Origin of the sequence: Paenibacillus amylolyticus (assembly GCF_047302515.1) — a bacterium.
GTDB lineage: Bacteria > Bacillota > Bacilli > Paenibacillales > Paenibacillaceae > Paenibacillus > Paenibacillus amylolyticus_G.
This window is the reverse complement of the sequence record NZ_CP168019.1, coordinates 6,566,923-6,587,771: the sequence shown is the minus strand read 5'-3', so window position 1 is coordinate 6,587,771 and position 20,849 is coordinate 6,566,923. Positions and strand designations below refer to the sequence as shown.

Annotated in this window: 17 protein-coding genes; all 17 read right to left on the bottom strand. The window is 47.3% G+C overall.

Features of this window, described 5'->3' with window-relative positions; genetic code table 11:
* Positions 1–22: 22 nt before the first annotated feature.
* Positions 23–1,150: a glycosyltransferase family 4 protein gene (locus tag ACDJ59_RS28870; RefSeq protein WP_036667762.1), complete on the bottom strand. Its 1,128-nt coding sequence runs from the start codon at positions 1,148–1,150 to the stop codon at positions 23–25.
* Between the two features lie 415 nt (positions 1,151–1,565).
* A complete protein-coding gene (locus tag ACDJ59_RS28865) occupies positions 1,566–2,327 on the bottom strand; it encodes a WecB/TagA/CpsF family glycosyltransferase (RefSeq protein WP_413407037.1) in 762 nt (253 codons plus the stop codon).
* 7 nt (positions 2,328–2,334) lie between these two features.
* Entirely contained in the window at positions 2,335–3,516 is a 1,182-nt protein-coding gene (csaB, locus tag ACDJ59_RS28860; protein ID WP_413407036.1) for a polysaccharide pyruvyl transferase CsaB, read from the bottom strand.
* On the bottom strand, positions 3,492–5,513 hold the full coding sequence (locus ACDJ59_RS28855; protein WP_413407035.1) for a DUF5693 family protein: 2,022 nt from the start codon (positions 5,511–5,513) through the stop codon (positions 3,492–3,494). Before ACDJ59_RS28855 ends, csaB begins: the two co-directional genes overlap by 25 nt.
* Positions 5,514–5,730: 217 nt before the next feature.
* Entirely contained in the window at positions 5,731–7,452 is a 1,722-nt protein-coding gene (locus tag ACDJ59_RS28850) for a phospho-sugar mutase (RefSeq protein WP_413407034.1), read from the bottom strand.
* Between the two features lie 111 nt (positions 7,453–7,563).
* On the bottom strand, positions 7,564–7,995 hold the full coding sequence (gene fabZ, locus ACDJ59_RS28845) for a 3-hydroxyacyl-ACP dehydratase FabZ (RefSeq protein WP_036613058.1): 432 nt from the start codon (positions 7,993–7,995) through the stop codon (positions 7,564–7,566).
* A 488-nt stretch (positions 7,996–8,483) separates the two neighbouring features.
* A complete protein-coding gene (locus tag ACDJ59_RS28840) occupies positions 8,484–8,708 on the bottom strand; it encodes a DNA-directed RNA polymerase subunit beta (RefSeq protein WP_413407033.1) in 225 nt (74 codons plus the stop codon).
* 12 nt (positions 8,709–8,720) lie between these two features.
* Entirely contained in the window at positions 8,721–9,560 is an 840-nt protein-coding gene (locus ACDJ59_RS28835; protein ID WP_076319216.1) for a flagellar hook-basal body protein, read from the bottom strand.
* Positions 9,561–9,981: 421 nt separating this feature from the next.
* Complete coding sequence (locus ACDJ59_RS28830) at positions 9,982–10,866, bottom strand: flagellar hook-basal body protein (protein ID WP_413407032.1); 885 nt, start codon at positions 10,864–10,866, stop codon at positions 9,982–9,984.
* Between the two features lie 103 nt (positions 10,867–10,969).
* Positions 10,970–11,968 carry a rod shape-determining protein gene (locus tag ACDJ59_RS28825; protein ID WP_076209800.1) on the bottom strand — a complete coding sequence of 333 codons (999 nt, stop codon included), beginning with the start codon at positions 11,966–11,968 and terminating at the stop codon, positions 10,970–10,972.
* Positions 11,969–12,187: 219 nt separating this feature from the next.
* Complete coding sequence (gene spoIIID / locus ACDJ59_RS28820; RefSeq protein WP_024632710.1) at positions 12,188–12,475, bottom strand: sporulation transcriptional regulator SpoIIID; 288 nt, start codon at positions 12,473–12,475, stop codon at positions 12,188–12,190.
* 170 nt (positions 12,476–12,645) lie between these two features.
* Complete coding sequence (locus tag ACDJ59_RS28815; RefSeq protein WP_036667765.1) at positions 12,646–13,386, bottom strand: M23 family metallopeptidase; 741 nt, start codon at positions 13,384–13,386, stop codon at positions 12,646–12,648.
* 1,025 nt (positions 13,387–14,411) lie between these two features.
* Positions 14,412–15,752 (bottom strand): stage II sporulation protein D, encoded by a 1,341-nt coding sequence (spoIID, locus tag ACDJ59_RS28810; protein ID WP_413407031.1) that lies wholly within the window; start codon positions 15,750–15,752, stop codon positions 14,412–14,414.
* Between the two features lie 472 nt (positions 15,753–16,224).
* Entirely contained in the window at positions 16,225–17,571 is a 1,347-nt protein-coding gene (murA, locus tag ACDJ59_RS28805) for a UDP-N-acetylglucosamine 1-carboxyvinyltransferase (protein WP_082762960.1), read from the bottom strand.
* A 521-nt stretch (positions 17,572–18,092) separates the two neighbouring features.
* Positions 18,093–18,350 carry a DUF1146 family protein gene (locus ACDJ59_RS28800; protein WP_017691941.1) on the bottom strand — a complete coding sequence of 86 codons (258 nt, stop codon included), beginning with the start codon at positions 18,348–18,350 and terminating at the stop codon, positions 18,093–18,095.
* 606 nt (positions 18,351–18,956) lie between these two features.
* Entirely contained in the window at positions 18,957–19,361 is a 405-nt protein-coding gene (locus tag ACDJ59_RS28795) for a F0F1 ATP synthase subunit epsilon (protein ID WP_036612555.1), read from the bottom strand.
* 62 nt (positions 19,362–19,423) lie between these two features.
* Positions 19,424–20,827 carry a F0F1 ATP synthase subunit beta gene (gene atpD / locus ACDJ59_RS28790; RefSeq protein WP_105406848.1) on the bottom strand — a complete coding sequence of 468 codons (1,404 nt, stop codon included), beginning with the start codon at positions 20,825–20,827 and terminating at the stop codon, positions 19,424–19,426.
* Between the last annotated feature and the right edge of the window lie 22 nt (positions 20,828–20,849).

Below are 20,849 nucleotides of genomic sequence, written 5' to 3'. Positions count from 1 at the left end.
TGTAACCATTACATTTATCTATTTATGATTTCGAACGAGTCTCCGGATTTAGCTTGACGCGCATGCGCATCAGGAAGTTAATAACCGGTCTTCTCGTTTTGCTAACAAGCCCGATGACTTCTGCTCCCACCTGGAGGAAGAACATCATGATACAGATGACCACAAACGTTACCCAGTTCGCTTCAAACATGGCAGCGGAAGATTGGATAATCGCCAGAACTCCGAAGAACGCGGCAATTCCGTATATGATCAGCACCGTCTGACGGTGACTGAAACCAAGTTCACGCAAGCAGTGATGCAGGTGACCTTTGTCCGGTGCGAAAATCGGTTTCCGTTGTACCGCACGACGGATAATCGCGAAGAAGGTATCCGAGAGCGGCACACCGATAATAATCAGCGGTGTAATAAAGGACACGATAGCAATTTGTTTGAATCCCAGCATGGACAGCATCGCCAGAGAGAAACCAAGGAATAGTGATCCGGTATCCCCCATGAAGATCTTGGCCGGGTGGAAGTTAAAGAACAGGAATCCGATAATACTACCCAACAACACAAGGCACATCAAGGCAATCATCATGTTACCCATGAGGAATGACATTACGGCAATGGTACCAATTGCAATACCAGATACACCGGCTGCCAGACCATCCAGACCATCAATCAGGTTAATCGCATTGGTTACACCAACGATCCAGAAGATCGTCAGCGGTATGGATACCCAAGCTTCGAGTGAAGAGTAGGAATCCTGAAACGGAATGTTAACGAAATCTACCCGGATATTAAATCCGAATACAACAACAGAAGCAGCAACGATCTGACCAAGCAACTTCACTTTGGCCGATAGTTCAAACCGATCATCGAGTGCTCCGATCAGCACGATAATAGTTCCACCAATCAGAAACGCACTGACAAAACTCATATCCCGAGTCGTGAACCATGCCGATACAAACGGAAGCAATGCAGCAACTGTAATAATAAAGGCCAAGAATATCCCCAGACCACCAAGACGTGGCATGATCCGTGTGTGTACTTTACGTGCATTCGGCGTATCCATCGCGCCAATGCGGACTGCGAACTTTTTGACAAGTGGTGTCAGGGCAAGAGCCAGTCCCATTGACACGATAAATCCAATGATAAAGATCGCTACCATTTGAACATTCGACCCCCAATTATAATACCTGTACGAAATTATAAATCCCCTGATCTCTTTTTATATATAAAATTATTTGTTAGTCACTTTTGATGAAAAATGCAATTTGCACCAGAACGGAGAGGGCAGAAATAACCTGTAGAAGCGAAGCGTTCGCCTACAAGCTTTCTGAAAGAAAGCTACATCGTAAGCATATGCTATCGCGGGATTTCAACCTTGTAAAGGTGGATAAAAGAAATCCAGAGATAACAGCGATCAAAAGGTTATTCTGACATCGAAGTGGCCGTATGCAACAACTTCCGTTTTTCATGGAGCGGCACACATGTAATCCGGAATGAATTATACGCTCATCACACCCGAAAAGCCATCCTCAATTTCTAGCAAAAACACGCATTTATCTCGCAATTACCTGTTTTTAACGGACTTTCGTCACGTTTTCTTTGTCACGCATCACCTTAACAGCGAATTTCGGAAGCGCAAGCATCCGTCCAGCCCGGCTTGGTTCACGCAATAAGCGATAGAACCACTCCAGTCTTAACTTTTGGAACAGCATAGGCGCACGTTTGGTTTTGCCCGAAATCACATCAAAGCTGCCGCCAACGCCCATGGTTACAGGAACCCGTAGTGCATCTTTGTGCTTGTGAATCCACGGTTCTTGGGTGTCCGCCCCACGTGCTACAAACAACAGATCAGGTGCCGCTTCCCGAATAGAAGCGATGACCTGTTCATCCTCAGCCGGACCAAAATAACCGTCGCGATAACCCACAATTCGAATCGCCGGATATTGCTGTTGTAACCGAACTGCCGTTTCTTGAATCACCTCAGGGGTGGAACCAAGCAGATATACGCCCCATCGATAGTTTTCTCCAACACGCAGCAATTCATGTAAAAGCTCAAAACCCGGCACTCGCTCAGCTACAGGATTTCCACAATAGTTTGCAGCCCATACGACACCTGTTCCATCAGGAACAATCAATTCCGCAGCTTGCATGACTTCCATGATTGCGGGATTTTCCAATGCGGCCATAACCATAATTGGATTGGCTGTAATGACCTGATGTGGTGTCTGCTTGGATAGCACAGCTTCCTGGAGAACCTTTACCGTTTCTTTCATCGTCAGTTTGGAAAAAGGAATGCCGTAGATCGAAACGGTAGGTATTGATCCGGTCTGACTCATCTTTATCTCATCCTTTGCGGCCTAAATAGTTGATAATCTGCTGTGCAGGCACTCTGGCTTCCTGCTTCAGTTGGGTGATGCCTTCTTCATGTTCCTTCAACCATTGTGAACGTTGATCCAGCAGTCCAACAACAGTCTTGGCGAGTTTGTCGCCATCGAGTGTATCCGTATTTCCTGCTGGTTCACTGTCCAGACGGAGCAGGAATTGATCAATTTTCGGATCATACGAGATACCCACCGGAGGCACATATTGCGAAGCTGCATAGATCAGACTGTGCAGACGCATACCGATGACAAGATCACACTTGCTGACTTCCTCCAGCATAAGCTGAGGGTCGGTCAGATCTTCTGTGATGCTAATCTCGCTGCCCTTGCTGGTCACATCACCGAGCATTTCCATAAGGAATCGTGATGCCTGTTCATCCACTGGCAGATGAAATGGTAGAAAACGCAAGTGCACCGCTCTTTTGGAGCACAGCTTTTTCAATCCGGCGGCAATAGCCGTAAGTTCCTTCCGGTCTGACTCCCAAAAACGTACCGATACGCCGATCACAGGAAGCTTGGTATGTCCTCCAGTTGAAGGTTCCACTCGATTAGCTTGAGTAGCAGCATCTGCTGAGACAGCACCTGCGCCCCTCTCAACTTTTGTTTCAGGTAATGGCAAGCCCATTACGGGGTCGGGTACAACATGGATCTGATTCCACTGTAACCCGAGCCCACGCAGGTAGTCTGCAGATTGTTCATCCCGAACGGATACATAGGTGCAGGCCTTGAAGACTGATTTGATCATTGGATTAAAAATTTTACGATTCACAGGGCCGATCCCCTGTGCATAGATAAACGTTGGTTTTTTCAGCCACTGGGCCAGCTTGATTACACCCAGATAATAAGGAATGGATTTCAGTCCAGTTGCATCCTGCAATAGACTTCCTCCGCCACTGATTAACCCGTCGCTCTCCTTGAGCGCTTCACGGACTTCCTTCAATTTCATGCGATGCACGGAGCGTACACCGTACATTGCGGTTGTTGACTCGGGATCACCCGAGAGAACAATAGGTTCAATGGTTATGTTCGACCTTTGGCTTTCCTCTTCCAGCGCTGTCAAAATCGACTTTAGCACCGCTTCGTCTCCGCTATTGCGGAATCCGTAATACCCCGAGATGACTAACTTTTGAGAAGTGGTGACCATTTTTTCCAACATCCTTCCGCTACTTGCCACACACCCACAGCAATGATACCGAAGATTAAGCCAAGTCCCAATCCCATCACTCCACGAATGAGTGACAATACAGCCGGCGTATGGATATGCGCGAACGTATCCACCATGGACAATTGCCCAATCGCTGCAATAATGAGCACAAAGATGACTTTACGATATTTTAAAGCGGCGAACACGCCAACGATAAACAGCGGGTGTCCCAGCATAAATTCTTTGAATCTCGGACGTACACCGAACGTATCTTCCAACGTGGTACGAAGGAACATCTCGAATGGTGTTACTGAACCCGAGTTGCCTGTACGGCTCAAGTAATAGTATCCAACAACGGCAGCAACAAGTGCCAAAACAACCATCAAAACATTAATTGGCATACGAAGCATTTCTTTAATTTTCTTAATAGAGAACGATCCCGAACCACGATAAAACACAATGTAGATCGCTACCAGTGCCATAGGTGCAAAGTGCAACAGACTTACGCCGCGGAACTGGTTAATTACCAGACTGTACGTAATACTGTTAAGCAACGCGATGACAAAAGGTACCGCCAGGAATGACAGAATTGACGTTCTTACATATAAAACTAATGTTTGTTTCAAACGACGACCCGCAGATGCATCTGGTTGACGCTGTTGCTGATAGTTCACTGTACGAACGGCCAGCACCATTGCTATAGTCGGCGCGGAGATTGCCACAAGCAAGGCGATTCCTTGCTCCAGCAGCGTTGGTTTCAAGAGGAACAATCCTGCACTGCCCACCAAAGCAACCACAAATGCGATCAAGGTCAGTAGTGGGATAAAATAAGAAACCATAAGTGCAATCATGGCAATTGCACCAACAAGAGCAACCAGCTTGGCATAACGCTGAATCGAAGAATCCTTAACTGTAAATGCTTCAGCTTGTCCTAGCTCGAATCCATGCTTCGCCATGCGTTCTACGGCATGACCCGGCTCACCCAGGCTGTTGATCAGATTCTCAATTGGATCTGTAATCATGGCCTTTGCTGTATTCCGGCTTGGTGATGCATTCATATAGAGCATACGAATGTTGCGATCCTTGGTTGCGAGAACAAAACGGTCAGCAATCGTATCTACGTCCAGATTGGCATCTCCATCACTAAGCGAGTACAGACGCGTAACGTTGTAATCCGTTTTATAAGCAAGGGTCTCGAACCCAGACTGCGGTTTCTTCAAGTTCTCGATAGCTGCAAGACCAATATTGTGCTTGTTCAGCAACTGTGCGAATTGGTCGAGACTCTTCATCTCTGCATTATCATTGTACCCTTTCACAGCATCACCATCAAACAAGATGCGCTTTACGCCATTCTCTTCGAAGAAGGTAAGCAAGCGCTCCATCGATTCCTGGCTGTATGGCACACTGTCCGATATCCGCGGCAAAATGTAGAAACCTTTATCACGCAGCATCTTCACGGCAACCGGATCGGGCTGCAAAGGCTGCATGTTGGCATTCTCCGGAGGAGTCTGCAATATTAAGCCGCTACGACCTTCATATTCCCATGGTACTACCGGAATCTGCCGATCAGCGAACGTTTGTTCAATAATAGGGGTATACGTCTGTGCGTTTTCCTCCGATGTAAATAATACATACGTGTAATTTGCATTAGAAGGGATCACATCTTTGGTCAGGTTCGCGAGATCCTGGCCGTTATATACCATTAGTCGGCGTGTCTTTCTCAGCTCGTCCAATGTACTTTCGAACACAGCCATCGTTGTTACGCCTGCGTCTTTCAGACGAGTCAATTGTTCATTCATGAAATCTTGCGGATGTGCCTGATACGCTGAGATATCCAGCAGTCCTCGATAGTTGAAAACAAGTTCCACCTTTTTGGCAGAAGATTCTGTCTGCACCCGATCACTGATGACAGGGATGGACGCAACCAGACCGATAATAACGACGAGCCACAACCACTTCCGTGAAGCGTTATTCCAATAAAGCCATTTTTGACGCACTACATGTACCTCCTCAAGTGTTGGAACCAAATGCACGTTCAGCTCAAGTAATTCGTTCATTTAACATTCATACAATAGGTTACAAACAGCTTGTGTCAACAAGCCCTCTTATATGCTAGAACCCTCTACACTTTTATTTCAAAGAAAAACCCCTCCGCCAACCAACCTTACGGTGCGGAGAGGCCTTCTCATGTTCTTGCTCATTGTTACATTCGTATTATTGTGCGTCTACACGCGACATCACTGTAGTCACCAGACGCTCGATCCGGCTTTCCGCATCTTCCAAATTCTCTCCACGCACGGCGAAGTATACTTTGATCTTCGGTTCTGTTCCTGAAGGACGCAAGCAGAACCATGAACCGTCTGCCAAAATGAACTTCAGTACGTTCTCCTTCGGAAGACCGTCCAGACCAAGGGAGTAGTCCAGTACATCTTGTACCGCAATTCCCGCTACTTCTTGTGGCGGATTGGAACGCCAGTCCGTCATTTTGGCTTGAATCTGAGCTACGCCGTCTTTGCCTTTCAGCGTACGGGACTCCAGCTTCTCCAAGAAGTATCCGAATTGGTTGTACAGCTCTTGCAAGACATCATACAGCGTCTTGCCTTGGCTCTTATAATACGCAGCTGCTTCAGCAATCAGCATCGAGGCAAGGACAGCATCCTTGTCACGGGCATAGTTGCCTGAAAGGTAGCCATAACTCTCTTCATATCCGAACAAGAATGTATGACTGCCTGTTGCTTCGAACTGGTTCATTTTTTCACCGATATATTTGAAGCCTGTCAGTGTGTTCATCACTTCTGCACCGTAATGTTCGGCAATAACAGCACCCATCTCACTTGTTACGATCGTTTTGACAACTGCACCATTGCTTGGCAATGTTCCAGTCTCTTGCAGGCGACTGAGCAGGTAATGTACCATAATGGCACCAGACTGGTTACCGGACAAGACGAAATATTTGCCATCATTGTCTTTCACGACAGCACCCATACGGTCTGCATCCGGATCTGTTCCGATCAGAATATCAGCGCCCACGGATTCTCCCAGCTTCATTGCAAGCGTAAACGCTTCGCGTTCTTCCGGGTTAGGGGATTTCACCGTGGAGAACTCAGCATCCGGCTGTTCCTGTTCAGATACAATATGCACTTGCTCGAATCCGATCTGCTCCAACACGCGACGTACAGGGATGTTACCTGTTCCGTGCAGCGGTGTGTAAACGATTTTGAAATCACTGCCTATGCCGGATTGGATCAGTTCGCGGCTCAGACTACGGCTTGCTACGGTATCCACAAATGCTTGATCTTGGTCTTCGCCCAACCAGATCAGGAGCCCCTGAGCTTCTGCTTCTTCTTGCGTCAGTTTCTTCACGTCAGCAAGGGAAGGTACTTCCTGAATGTACTGAATGACTTTTTCCGCTTCAGCCGGTACCAATTGACCGCCCTCATGATTGTAAACTTTGTAGCCGTTATATTCCGGTGGGTTATGACTCGCTGTTACAACGATTCCGCCAGTTGCCTTCTGATGACGCACCGCGAATGACAACTCAGGAGTTGAACGCAGGGATGGGAACAGCTTGGCTACAATGCCGTTTCCAGCCAGTACAAGCGCAGCATCCAGTGTGAATTCAGGTGAGAAATGACGGGAATCATGAGCAATGACAACAGAAGGTTTGCCTTCTTGGTCACCATGCTGCTCAAGCAAATAACGCGCAAATCCTTGGGTTGCCCGACCTACGGTGTAACGGTTCATCCGGTTGCTTCCCGCACCGATGACTCCGCGCAATCCTCCTGTACCAAACTCCAGGTTTCTGTAAAATCGTTCCTCCAGCTCTTTCGGCTGATCCTGCAAGTCACGAAGCTCCTGTTTCGTTGCTTCATCAATCGAAGCATCCTCCAACCATTGCTGCAACGTCTCTGCTGCTGCTGTGCTTAACTGTTCCATTCCGATAAACCCCTTCCGTCTATATAAATTCAGGTATGCTGAGTTACTTCAGCATCTTGCATCATTCGGTCCGTCTACGTTCCTGCATGATGTCAATGCTCACGTATGTAATCAGCTTGGGTCAGACAGTGCAAACATGATCTCGCCTTCAGCGACCACTTTGTCGTTCACTCGGGCAGTTGCTTTACCTTTACCAATAGAACCCTTCAGACGTGTAATCTCCACTTCCAGAATCAACGTATCTCCGGGCACAACTTGTCCACGGAATCGGAAGTTGTCCAGTCCCGCCAAAAAGCCGATTTTTCCTTTGTTGCCTTCCAAATTCAGAATGGCTACTGCACCAACTTGCGCCAGCGCTTCTGTAATCAGTACACCCGGCATTACCGGATACTCTGGGAAATGACCAATGAAGAAAGGTTCGTTAATGGTTACGTTTTTCAAACCAACGGCACGTTTGCCATCCTCAATCTCTAGAATCTTGTCCACCAGCAGAAACGGGGGGCGGTGCGGGATGATTTCTTGAATCTGTTTGATATCGAGCACAGTGTAATCTCCTCTCGGAATGTTTATATGAGCGTTCTTCATCATGGATTGACTCTTAGCGCTACGGTGGTCGTTACGGTTACGGATCGTCCCTCTGATCGCTGTTGTCTCCGAATTTTTTTGATCAACCTCAGAGAGGTCAAAATTCGGTGACAAAGGCGAGCGCTTCGCTTCTTCTGAACGATTCCGTTCCCTCCACTTACTTCGATGCTGCAAGGTCAACTACAACATGACAAAAACAAAAGCTCATATAAATGGGTTTTTAATTTTTAAATTTTGTATGGAAAGCATATTTTCGGTTAACACTAGTTATATCCTTCATGACTGCAGTAGTGAAGGTTAAGATAAGGGGTCTCTCTTCGCGATGACGAATGTCTTTCGCAGGGGAAGCCTCTTTTGTGACGTCAAACGTCATCCATCATTATACTGTTTTCAACGTCAAAAAGAAAACTCCTGCCTGCGCAGGAGTTTTCGCTTTACTCGTTACATTATGGAGCGAACACCAGATTATATACATGTTCCCATGTACTCCATTGCCATACGGAACCGATATCCTGTTTGCCCAGTACCACATATCCAGCTACCATTCCGCCAGCGAGGGCAAGAACAAGCAGGATCGGAACCAGGAACCATCTTGCGATGCGCCATCCACTCTTCTTCTTCTTGACTTCCTTTTTCTCCGGCTTACTGTTCTGCTGCTGTGTTTCTGTCATCACATTCACCTTTTACGCTCTCATATTGTTGGCAAGACCCAACATGGAATCACTTGAAGTTAGCGCCTTTGCCGCCAGCTGATATGTCCGCTGTCCTTGCATAAGCAAAGACATCTCCTGTGTCAGATCAACATTAGATTGCTCCAGAAATCCCGGTCGGATCAAGGCCGCTGCTTGACGTGTAGCTGCATTAGCGCCAAATACATCATCTTCGGTTAATCCCGCATCCAGACCAAACAGGTTATCCGCAAACTGCACCAGCCCCTCAGGACGTTCAATGTCTACCACTTGCAGCTGTGCTCCAATGGTTGCGTTTGCCGCATTACCGCGTCGGATTAACAGGTTGCCATTTTCATCAAAAGCAACTTTGCTATTATTCGGTGCCGTAATACGATTGCCTTGACGATCCAGGGCAAAGTGGCCTTCGCCATTGACCATCACCATCATATCAGGTGAATTCGGAGTAGGCTTAGGTCTTGTATCAGGTACAAAATGAAATGCACCCTGACGTGTCCACATTTTCTCCCCATTCGCTTCCACTGCAAACATCGCATTTCCCTCAATGGCCAGATCGGTCGGAAGACCAGTCTCGTTCAAGGGGCCTTGAGACATATCCTTCGTTACATCTGCCAAACGAGCACCAAAACCGAGGTTATATCCCATCGGTGTGGAACGCCCATCCAGTTTGTACTTGTCCGGTTGTTGTTGAACCCGGGTCAGCACATCCTCGAATGCCGCCTGCTTGCTCTTATAGCCTGCCGTATTCACGTTGGCAATATTATCGGAAATGACATCCAGACGCTGCTGTATGGCAGTCATGGACACCTTAGCACTAATCATGGAATTATTCATTGGTGGTATACCCTCCCTTGTGTCCTGTCCACCCTCCCAAACCCTCCCTAGTAGGGAGGGCCCCAGATGGCGCTGCCCTCTGGACTCCCGAAACAGGCGGATTAGGTAAGTGGGGTACGATCTTGCTAAGTGACGGTGGTGTGTGTGCGCCGCGACTGCCGTGCTATGATTCCCGCCATCGTTTCACATGGCTGAATCATAGCACGGCACGCTCTTTATGCGGCTTGTAGCTCCGCGGGGTCTCTTCCCTGCTTTGCTCCGCAAAGGACTGTCGAGACCATCGCTTCGCTCAGGTACTGCCACGCATTCCTCGCATAAACTCGGCTGCGTTTAGGCTCTTGCGCTCCGCGGGGTCTCTCCTTGCTTTGCTGCGCAAAGGGCGTTTGGCTCTCCGCTGCGCGGTTATATTTAAACGTCGGCGTTATACACGCCCGACTTCATTGACGGCTTTATCCAGACTGCGGTCGTAGAATTGTACGATCTTCTGGTTTGCTTCATACGCACGGAATGCGGCGTTCATATCAACCGTTGCCTGTGAGGCATCAACATTGGAACCTTCCAGGTAACCCTGACGGATCTGCACATTATCACCGGCAGCCATCATCCGGGACGTTGCCCCGTTTGCATCACTAAGACTGAAATTGCCATTACCTTGACGAACCAGTTGATTCGGCTGGTCAATGACACTAATGCCGAGAGTAACTCCTGTCGGTGCACCCGTTGCTGCATCCACCAAACGGCCTTGCTCATCCACTTTAAATTGCTCTACAGAACCTGTCAACACTACAGGTTGTCCATTATTATCCAACACTTGTGAACCTGTTGAACTCAGCAATTGTCCCGTTCCTGTAATCTCGAAGTGACCATCGCGGGTATACCCGGTGTTACCTTCTGCATCCTGAACTGTAAAATACGCCTGAGGCTGGAAAGTCACCGTGCCGTCGGCCCGTACAAATTTGCCTGATGCGTCAAACGGGACAGGTTGTCCAGTCTGCGGATCATTGACAGTCATATTGGATGAAATGGAAAAATCATTTTTCTGCCCAGTCTCCATAATGGTCCCCTGCAAATTCATGGACAAACTTTCTTCCGCGAACACACCCGTGTTCAGCTTGCCCAGCCGCTTTGTCGGGAGATTTGCATCTCCGCCTACCAAGGTAATGAGCATTTCCGGGAAGGAACGGCTTACGCTGTTCACCTGTTTGTATCCCGTGGTGTTCATATTTACGATATTCTGTGTTGCTGTGTCATGGCGGCGTTGTTGCGTAATCATTCCCGCAGTAGCGGTGTACAGACCTCTTAACATGAATTAACCCCTCTCCTCAAGCGCTTGACCTGCATCACAGGTTGGCTGCTTGTCCCGTTCTGCTTGCCGAGCATGGCGAACCTTTGCTATTTATATCGGCAGATTAGAACTTTTTCTTAACTACCTGATCCAAATTATTAAGCATTATGCCTGTCCCCTTCACGACACAGTGCATTGGATCTTCCGCAACCCATACCGGTACATGCAATTCATTGGACAAAAGCTCGTCCAGTCCGTTCAGCAATGCACCTCCGCCAGTCAATACAACACCACGGTCGATAATGTCCGCTGACAATTCAGGCGGTGTACGTTCCAATACTGACTTCGCTGCCACGATGATGGATTGCACGGAATCCCACAGTGCTTCCTGTACTTCTTTTCCCGATACCGTTACGGTAACTGGCAGACCGGATACCATATCGCGTCCGCGAATATCCATCTCCGTTTGGCCTCCATCCGGATGCACGGAACCAATCGCAATTTTGAGATCTTCAGCGGTCCGTTCTCCGATCATGAGCTTGTACTTGGCTTTGATAAACTTGATAATGGCTTCGTCGAACTTGTCCCCTGCGACTTTAATAGAAGAGGCGGTGACCACGTCGCCCATAGAAAGGACTGCAACGTCAGTCGTACCGCCGCCGATATCCACGACCATATTGCCGCTCGGCTGAAAAATATCCATTCCCGCACCGATCGCTGCCGCTTTCGGCTCTTCTTCCAGAAACACTTCTTTGGCACCACTGCGTTCTGCCGCCTCACGGATGGCCTTCTGCTCCACGGAAGTAATGTTCGTTGGTGCACAGATCAAAATCCGAGGGTGGCTGTACCAGCTTCTTGCACCCACACGATTAATGAAATGCCTGAGCATCGCTTCTGTAATCTCGAAGTCCGCAATAACGCCGTCACGCAGCGGTCTAATGGCAACAATGTTACCTGGAGTACGCCCCACCATACGACGCGCTTCTTCCCCAACAGCAAGGACACGCTTCGTATCTCTTTCAATGGTCACGACGGAAGGTTCATCGAGGACAACCCCACTTCCTTTCACGTGAATAAGCACGTTGGCCGTGCCAAGATCAATACCGATATCCTTGCTAAACATAAAAGAGCCCCCAAAGTGATATTATTTGGTCAGCGTATCCTGTGAAAAAGAGTCCCTTATCACGTCACCGCTCGTTCGACAAAGTGCAACATATATATGTAAAAATCGGGCTGATAAGATGTCATAATTCGATCCTGTACCAGCATTTAACATATCATACTTCAGGGGAGGGATTCAATGCATGTGTGAGCTTTTTGGCCTACGTCTTTGTGAAGATGCTTACGATTTGGCGGAAGCCAACACCTCACGTTTCTTGCCACTCGTTTTTTTGTATTTAATTTTGGTCGCTTCACCGCCCCGCAAATGGCGGATCGACTTGTGATACTCCAAAATGTGTTTCACCTGGTCAGCAAGATCAGGGTTGATTTCCGGCAGACGCTCCGTCAGATCCTTATGCACAGTACTCTTTGACACGCCGAATTCTTTGGCTATGGTACGGACCGTATTCCTCGTCTCAACAATGCAGCGACCAATTTTGATGGTCCGTTCCTTGATGTAATCGTGCACGCTCCCGCCTCCCTACTGTGTGGATAGTTTGGTACATTATATGAGGAGCATGCCTATATATTCGCGGTTTAGAGGTGTGACAAGCTTCGAAGGTCCCATTATTTTCTGAAAAGCACAAAAAGAGCAGAGGTTTAACCCCCTGCCCGTCATGTTGCTGCGGTAAAATTCATTTATTTTTCCGGAAGATATCCTTGCGGGTTAACCGGCTGTCCATCTTCGTACACTTCAAAGTGAAGATGGTTGCCAAGCGTTTTACCCAATTCATTGACGCCAGCGGATGCAATCGCATCTCCCTGTTTCACTTCGTCGTCCTGTTTCACTTTGACGTCTGCCAAGCTTTGGTACACCGTCTTCAGGTTATCGCTATGTGTGATTTCCACAACTTGACCTGTGAGCGGATTTTGCTCAACCCGGGTAACTTTACCGGCGAGTGCTGCTTTGACTTCAAACGTTTTGTTATCCCCACGTGCCAGATCCACACCCGTGTTCGGGATGAATGTATCATTGTACTGCACCATTGCCGCTTCATGTTCCTCGGTTGAAGCTTCGCTATCATAGAAAGGTTTTACTACCGAAATTTCGGACGGTACCGCTACCGGCCATACAAAATTCTCCGACTTTGCAACAACTTCCACACTTTCTTCTTCTCCACCTACTGCTGTTCCTTCTGTACCCGCCGATGCGCCTGTTTCTACTACCCCGCTAGCAGGGTCCGAGTTTAGCGTTTTGTCGCCTGTGCCCTGATAGACCCACACTAAGGTTAGTATAATGCCTGCTGCTGCGATGTAGGCTGCCGGGAAGACCCAGCGTTTGGACATTGCTCTTTTCCATGAAGAGGGCTGGCTAGCCGGTACTCCTTGAGTTGTTTTAGGAGTTTCTTCTTGGTTTGTTTTTTTGTTTTGTTCATTCATGTTAATCACCTCAGTAACAAGTGTTACCGGGTGCAACTCTTTTATACACGCGCGACTCTAATTATTTTCACGGAGGTTTCAGAGAGTGCTATATATGGAGTGTGTGTGCAGCTAGTTGGTGCGCCGCTTCGGGGCCAGAAAACCTTTCGACCGCTGGTTACTACCAGATTTCTTCTATCACCTTTTTCAAAGGTGAAATCCGGTAGTAAAGGCGGACACTTTGTTTCTACAGGTCTTTTCTGTCCCCTGCGCTCCCCATACGGCTAGCACTCTCCGCATATATAGCCAAATCTCGAAAGCTCCGGAATGGGTGTTGGTAGACTGGTCCGGATTGGCTGTAGAGGCCAATCCTTCTATGAGGTGCATTTATCGGTGAGAGCGAAATGATATAGGTTGTGACTGGATAATACAGATTTAAGACGCCTAGGTTCTTTAAAGTGAGATTAGAGATTGGTGATGCCACATCAACAATAACTGTTCAATACAACATCTAGATTTAAAAGAAGCTGGCTCATGAATGGTTACAGTATAGTTAGAAGTTGCTTGGTAGATTGGGAACATAAATCAAATTTGTAAGCTTAGGGCTTGGGAACTTGATTTCAACGTTCTGATTTTATTTTTGGTTTGGCTGCTTATTGCGAATGAACATGTGGTGAATGACAGCACCCTCAATTTTGCTAATGATTAGATAATAATATATTTCTAACGAACTCAGACGGCCTTATTGGCGGGGAAATCGTAGTTTAGGAATTCTAACGAACCGTAGACACGCTAGTTACTCTTTTGGGCGCTATTATCGGATCAATACTGAAGTATGTCGTGATATAACGTGTCTGAGATTCGTTAGAAATTCCATTCATTGTGATAACGCCCAGTAAGTCCTCTCAGATTCGATAGCGCGACTGGTATGTGGGAAGTCTGATGAGTTCCAATCCTAAACAGCTCATCGCCATACGTTTGCATACATTCGCACATAGCCCTACCCATTCGAATTATTTCGCTTTATCCATCCGTGTTCATCTCTCCTACTTCGATGCAAGCATCTTGGATGCCTGTCCGAATGAAATGCCGGTATAGTAGTGTTTGAGAATTTGGGTGGCCGTGTGTCCCTCCTGCGCCATGCCGTTTGCTCCCCATTGGCTCATGCCAACCCCATGACCGTAACCGTACGTTGTAATCTGGATTTCGTCACCTGTGGTCTTCCAACTGAACTGGCTGGATCTTAATCCAAGCAGCTTACGCACCTCGGGTCCGCTGAATGTCTCACCTGCGATCTGCATTTCCTTAATCCGATGCCCTTTGGTTGTAGACAATACTTCCATCCACGATCCACCCTTCTCGGCGGTAACCGGAATGGCATCCAGGTTTAACTTCTGTAGAATCTCATTACGCTTCATGGTGACGGTCTGTTTGAATCCTGGTGCCAGGTTTTTGTCCCACGGACTGTCTACACTTTGCAGATACGGCACGGCGTTCCCCCATACATCCTCAGCATTCTCGGTATATCCATTACTTGTGGAAAAAAAAGAGGCGGTGATTGCCTTGCCTTGATATGTCATCACCGTATCTCGACTTTCGCGTACAGCCTGTTGCAGCTTCTCCCATTCCTTCGCCTTCCCTAGACGCGTCCAATCCGCTTTCACCTGATCTGGCGGAATAAACACCTGATGGTTGACCGTATCCGTCACATCCGCCGCACCTGATGGAACACCGCTTGTATCACTCGCAGCTAACCTACGCACGATAAATGTACGAGCAGCTATTGCCTGCGCCTTTAACGCCTCCAGTCTGAATTCCGCTGGCATCTCAGCTGCCACAACCCCGGTAACATAGTCTTCCAATGGCAGATTCATCGTTGTGCCCGTTGCAGACAAGTATACGCGTACTTTAGGTTCAGGGTACGTAACAGGAACGGCTGGCGCAGGAGCTGGGGTTCTTGTACTGCTTGAATCTGTTGGAGCAGGGATCGGCTTTGGTGATTCGCTTGTCCGCGGCCATACCAGAATTACCGGAATCAGTAACGCCATTGCCAATAAGGCAGATACAGCGGCAGCAGGTTGCCATCGCGTCGTATTACGTCCCCATCGGGGTTTTCGTCCAAATGTCCGCATTCGGCGACGCTTCACTCGGCGGAACTGGTCCAGCTCAATAACAGGTATATGAATGTGCTCGGTTGTCTGTCGGTTCAGCTCATCTGTCGACACCCGTCCTGGATTGATTAATCTTGCAGGCTGTGATGGAACAGTCCTTAGGTTCAATGGGGCAGCCTTGTCTTTTTCCACTCCAGAAACGGTATTTCCCTCCGGCTCTTGCATACCTGGACGAGGGACAAGGGGTACCTTTACCTGTACACGAGCTTCTTTCATTCGAATATAACCCTCCGTTATCTATGGCCGGTCATGTGCCGGTCGTGTTGTTCAAATCCATAGTTTAGGTTATGAGCTGGCTTGATCTGATAGAACCTGATTTGAGAGAAACGAGGCCCTTTTCGTTCTGTTCAATTTCTTGTTTTCTTTTGCTATGTACATCTTAGAAACGTTGATCTGTCGCTGAATACCGGTGTTTAATTGGAACCGACACCCTATATAAAGTACGCTCTTTCATTTGGTTCAGAATTGATACAGAATACGATGTTATGCTATACAAGTTAGGACCAGCTATTAATAGAATCAGGTATCAAATATCTCGTTGTCTTCTTAAAAGTAAAACACAAAAAAAGCCAAGCCAGATGGCTTAGCTTTATCATTTTTTACAATATACGTTCCATCGCATTCATAATCCACACAACAACCGTGTGACTCATAATAGGGGGACCATATTTTTTTATTCAATCCAGTGTTAAGCCAAAGTTGGTTGTACCTTAAACATCGGTACTTCTTTCTCCACTTTTTCACTAGGTGCTTTGGTTGCTTCCAGCTTAGGCTCATCAACCGAGATCCGATAGATGTCAGCGCCAAGTCCGTTAAGCTTCTCAGCGAGATGTACATAGCCACGGTCGATGTGATGAACACCGCCCACTTCCGTTGTACCTTCAGCAACAAGACCTGCAATAATAAGTGCGGCACCCGCACGCAAATCGGTAGCCGTTACTTTGGCACCCTTCAGTTTGGCATTACCTGTGATGATGGACGAACGTCCTTCAACTTTGATCTCCGCATTCATCAATTGGAACTCATCCACATGCATGAATCGGTTTTCAAAAACAGTCTCTGTCACGACACTTGTTCCTTCAGATGCAAGCAAGAGTGCCATCATCTGGGATTGCATATCGGTCGGGAATCCTGGGTATGGTAATGTTTTCACATCCACAGCTTTAAGAGGACGATCTGCGATTACACGCACGCCATTCTCATCCGGTTGGATTGTTACACCCATCTCTTCAAGCTTAGCGATAACGGAGCCTAAATGATCAGAGATTGCACCTTCAATGTACACGTCACCACCAGAAATTGCAGCAGCAGCCATATACGTACCAGCTTCTACCCGATCCGGTATAACGGTGTGTGTAACACCTGTCAGTTTCTCCACACCTTCAATGCGGATCACTCCAGTACCAGCACCACGTACGATGGCACCCATTCCATTCAGGAAATTGGCAAGATCCACAATCTCAGGTTCTTTCGCCGCGTTCTCCAGAACAGTTACACCTTCGGCCAATGTTGCAGCCATCATAATATTTTGAGTGGCACCTACGGAAGCCACATCCAGATAAATTTTCGCGCCACGCAACCGTCCTTGGCTACGAGCCTCGATATAACCTTGGCCCAAGCTGATCTCTGCGCCCATGGCTTCAAAACCTTTCAAATGCTGATCAATAGGCCGTGTACCGATGGCACATCCACCAGGAAGTGAGATTCTTGTATGACCCATTCGAGTCAACAAAGGCCCCATGACCAGGAAAGACGCCCGCATTTTACTTACCCATTCATACGGGGCTTCACAGGAAGTAAGTTTCTCCGCATTTACGGTAATCACTTCGTCCCGGTATGTAACTCCCGCTCCCAGCGATTCCAACACCTTGTTAATCGTCATCACATCGTCTAGAGGAGGCGCGTCAATAATAACGCTTTGTCCTTCTTCCCCTAAGAGAGAGGCAGCGATGATCGGAAGAACAGAATTTTTAGCGCCGCTAACTTTGACACTTCCGGTCAACCTTTTGCCACCGCGGACGATAAATTTGCTCATCATGGTTCCCTCCGCGCTTTTATTCCCTTTTCTTCATTCCGGAATACGTAAGCCCCACTATGCTAGAAAGGACTGTTGCTGTGTGTGGAATTTCGACATATTCTGGCATATTGCCACAGATGTCTGTTCAGAAAAGAATTGGTTTTTATAATCCATATCAATGATACCATGTGCCGTGCATCTTGCTATTCAGCATGTAAAATCAGTGTCTTACAAGCCAGCAGAGCATCAGAACAGACAGAGTGGGATGGTTATTAGCCGGCATGAACCGGATATCCCGTTTATAACTACAAAATAAGTGAACAATTGTGAATTCCCTAACTTCCATCATAACATTGTTGAATTGTACGATACAAGCATTTTTACATAAAACATCTCAAATTCATCCAATTTTACGTCACATTTTTTTCTTAATTTCTTTACCGACAACTCATACTCTAATTGTTAACACAATTAATCGATGTTATTCGACAATGAGCAGCTTGAAGAACCTAACAGATGATTAACCAACCATCTCAACATTAAAACAAATTACGCAACATTTGAGTCCAAGACAAGTAGTCAATGACAAAGCCAGCAACGGCATGCCCCAAAATGATGGCGAGCAACAAATGCAACAGTCTTCCCTGAGCACCTCTTGGTTGCCTGATGATTAAATCCAGTTTGAGATTTGTCAAAGCCCACCAAGACAACGCTATACATAACAGGGAGACGATGATTGAGACCAAGCCATTGGTGCTTAACGCTTGGTTCACCTGATTCGTCAGATCAGTATCCATATATTCTTTACCTCCACATTTGTTGCAGCGATCAGCATATCATATGCCCGGCACCCATAACTTGTTAGTATACTGGAATGTCTTAAGCACAACATACTGAGCGTACTGTCAGATTTACTCCTGCCAGGCAGGAATCTCCTGATGCCCAATCACCGAGCAGCAACAATGCGGCTGTGCATGACTATGGAATCTACTACGCAGCTTCCTGCATCTGCTGACTCTATGGAATATAGGCTCTTTCATCATACATTGTCAATTACATTGATTTCCACTTCTAAAATATTTTAATTTTAAAATGTCGGGATTTTGTGACTAAAACGACATAAAAGAGCGCTATTTCGATATCGATTCTGTCATTTCCTCGGAAATAATTTAAATTTACTCATGAAAAAAATGGTTCTCTTAGTGGTAAATGCGCCCACTACTTTAGTCCTACATTCTATTCAAATCCTCATAATCGGTGAATATTTTGCTTAAAATACTTCTGTTTACTGAAGGGATAGGATGGATTTGTGGTCAGCCCTTTTGATATATTCGATAAAACAATTCTATCAAACAAACTCAAAAAAGCCCGGCAGACTAAGCCGCCAGGCTTCCAAGAATCGTTTATTTGCCGAACACATTAATCCGGTTAACCGCTTTTTGCAGCGCAATCTCTGCACGACGGTGATCAAAGTGGTCCTGATTGCTTTGGCTTGCAAGCCGACGTTCTGCCCGCTCTTTCGCCGCACGCGCACGATCCACATCAATGCTTTCCGGGAATTCAGCACTCTCTGCGAGTACAACAACCTTATCTTTACGAACTTCGATAAACCCGCCACCGATAGCAACTCGTTTATTTTCTTTTCCGTTATGGATATAGATCGGTGCAATCTGCAAAGGTGTAACCATAGGAATATGACCTGGCAGAATGCCCAGTTCCCCTTCAATACCACGAGCCGTAATGCTATTCACCTGTTCTGAATAGACCAAACGCTCGGGTGTTACGATTTCCAACAAAAAGGTGCTCAATTCCATCCCTCCTGAAATATCCGAAGGATAGCCCGCTTCATAAGGACAATCCTGGATTCAGACTAAACCAGTGTTTTGGCTTTCTCCACTGCCTCTTCAATTGTACCAACAAAGAGGAAAGCTGCTTCCGGAAGATCATCATACTTACCTTCGAGAATCTCTTTAAAGCTGCGCACCGTTTCTTTAACCGGAACGTATTTACCTGGAATACCGTTAAATGCTTCAGCAACGTGGAATGGCTGGGACAAGAAACGTTGGATTTTACGAGCACGGTATACAAGCGCTCTGTCTTCCTCACTCAACTCGTCCATACCCAGGATCGCAATGATATCTTGCAGTTCATTGTAACGCGCCAAGATACGTTTAACGCCTTGAGCTACGTTGTAGTGTTCTTCACCTACAACTTCAGGGGACAAGATCCGGGAGCTGGATGCCAGCGGATCTACCGCAGGATAGATACCCATCTCGGAAATTTTACGCTCCAGATTCGTCGTTGCATCCAAGTGGGCAAACGTCGTTGCAGGAGCCGGATCTGTATAGTCATCCGCAGGCACGTAGATGGCCTGGATGGATGTTACAGATCCTTTTTTCGTTGAAGTGATACGCTCTTGCAGTTGACCCATTTCTGTTGCCAGCGTAGGTTGGTAACCTACCGCGGAAGGCATACGTCCAAGCAAGGCAGATACTTCTGAACCCGCTTGGGTGAAACGGAAGATATTATCGATAAAGAGCAACACGTCACGGCCTTCTTCATCACGGAAGTATTCCGCCATCGTCAGACCTGTGAGGGCTACACGAAGACGTGCGCCTGGAGGCTCGTTCATTTGTCCGAAGACCATTGCTGTTTTGTTGATAACGCCGGAATCACTCATCTCGTGATACAAGTCATTACCTTCACGTGTACGCTCACCAACACCCGCGAATACGGAGATACCGCCGTGCTCTTGTGCGATGTTGTTGATCAATTCCTGAATCGTTACCGTTTTACCTACACCGGCACCGCCGAAGAGACCGATTTTACCACCTTTGGCATAAGGAGCGAGCAAGTCAATAACTTTGATTCCTGTCTCCAGCATCTCTGCTTGGGTAGTCAGTTCATCAAATGCAGGTGCTGAACGGTGAATCGGGTTCTTCTGTTCAGTAGCTACAGCACCGCCAGTATCAATTGCTTCGCCGAGTACGTTAAATACCCGACCCAGTGTCGCTTCTCCGACAGGTACAGAGATTGGAGCTCCTGTATCTAATGCTTCCATACCACGTACAAGTCCATCCGTGGAGGACATCGCAATACAACGTACACGGTTGTCACCCAGATGTCTCGAAGCTTCGAGTGTAAGGTTCACACTTACGCCGCTCTCACTTACTGTAGTGATCGTAATGGCATTGAGGATTTCCGGCAGACCGCCGCGATCAAACTCGACGTCAACAACCGGACCCATGATGCTCACAACGCGTCCTTTGTTCATCTTAACGTTCCCCTCCTACAAG

Excerpts from the sequence above, each read along its gene's own strand:
- ACDJ59_RS28815 (WP_036667765.1), bottom strand. The coding sequence starts at position 13,386 with ATGAATGAACAAAACAAAAAAACAAACCAAGAAGAAACTCCTAAAACA.
- ACDJ59_RS28865 (WP_413407037.1), bottom strand. The coding sequence starts at position 2,327 with ATGAGTCAGACCGGATCAATACCTACCGTTTCGATCTACGGCATTCCT.
- ACDJ59_RS28830 (WP_413407032.1), bottom strand. The coding sequence starts at position 10,866 with ATGTTAAGAGGTCTGTACACCGCTACTGCGGGAATGATTACGCAACAA.
- ACDJ59_RS28835 (WP_076319216.1), bottom strand. The coding sequence starts at position 9,560 with ATGAATAATTCCATGATTAGTGCTAAGGTGTCCATGACTGCCATACAG.
- ACDJ59_RS28850 (WP_413407034.1), bottom strand. The coding sequence starts at position 7,452 with ATGGAACAGTTAAGCACAGCAGCAGCAGAGACGTTGCAGCAATGGTTG.
- ACDJ59_RS28870 (WP_036667762.1), bottom strand. The coding sequence starts at position 1,150 with ATGGTAGCGATCTTTATCATTGGATTTATCGTGTCAATGGGACTGGCT.
- murA (WP_082762960.1), bottom strand. The coding sequence starts at position 17,571 with ATGAGCAAATTTATCGTCCGCGGTGGCAAAAGGTTGACCGGAAGTGTC.
- csaB (WP_413407036.1), bottom strand. The coding sequence starts at position 3,516 with ATGGTCACCACTTCTCAAAAGTTAGTCATCTCGGGGTATTACGGATTC.
- spoIID (WP_413407031.1), bottom strand. The coding sequence starts at position 15,752 with ATGAAAGAAGCTCGTGTACAGGTAAAGGTACCCCTTGTCCCTCGTCCA.
- ACDJ59_RS28825 (WP_076209800.1), bottom strand. The coding sequence starts at position 11,968 with ATGTTTAGCAAGGATATCGGTATTGATCTTGGCACGGCCAACGTGCTT.
- ACDJ59_RS28800 (WP_017691941.1), bottom strand. The coding sequence starts at position 18,350 with ATGGATACTGATCTGACGAATCAGGTGAACCAAGCGTTAAGCACCAAT.
- atpD (WP_105406848.1), bottom strand. The coding sequence starts at position 20,827 with ATGAACAAAGGACGCGTTGTGAGCATCATGGGTCCGGTTGTTGACGTC.
- ACDJ59_RS28840 (WP_413407033.1), bottom strand. The coding sequence starts at position 8,708 with ATGACAGAAACACAGCAGCAGAACAGTAAGCCGGAGAAAAAGGAAGTC.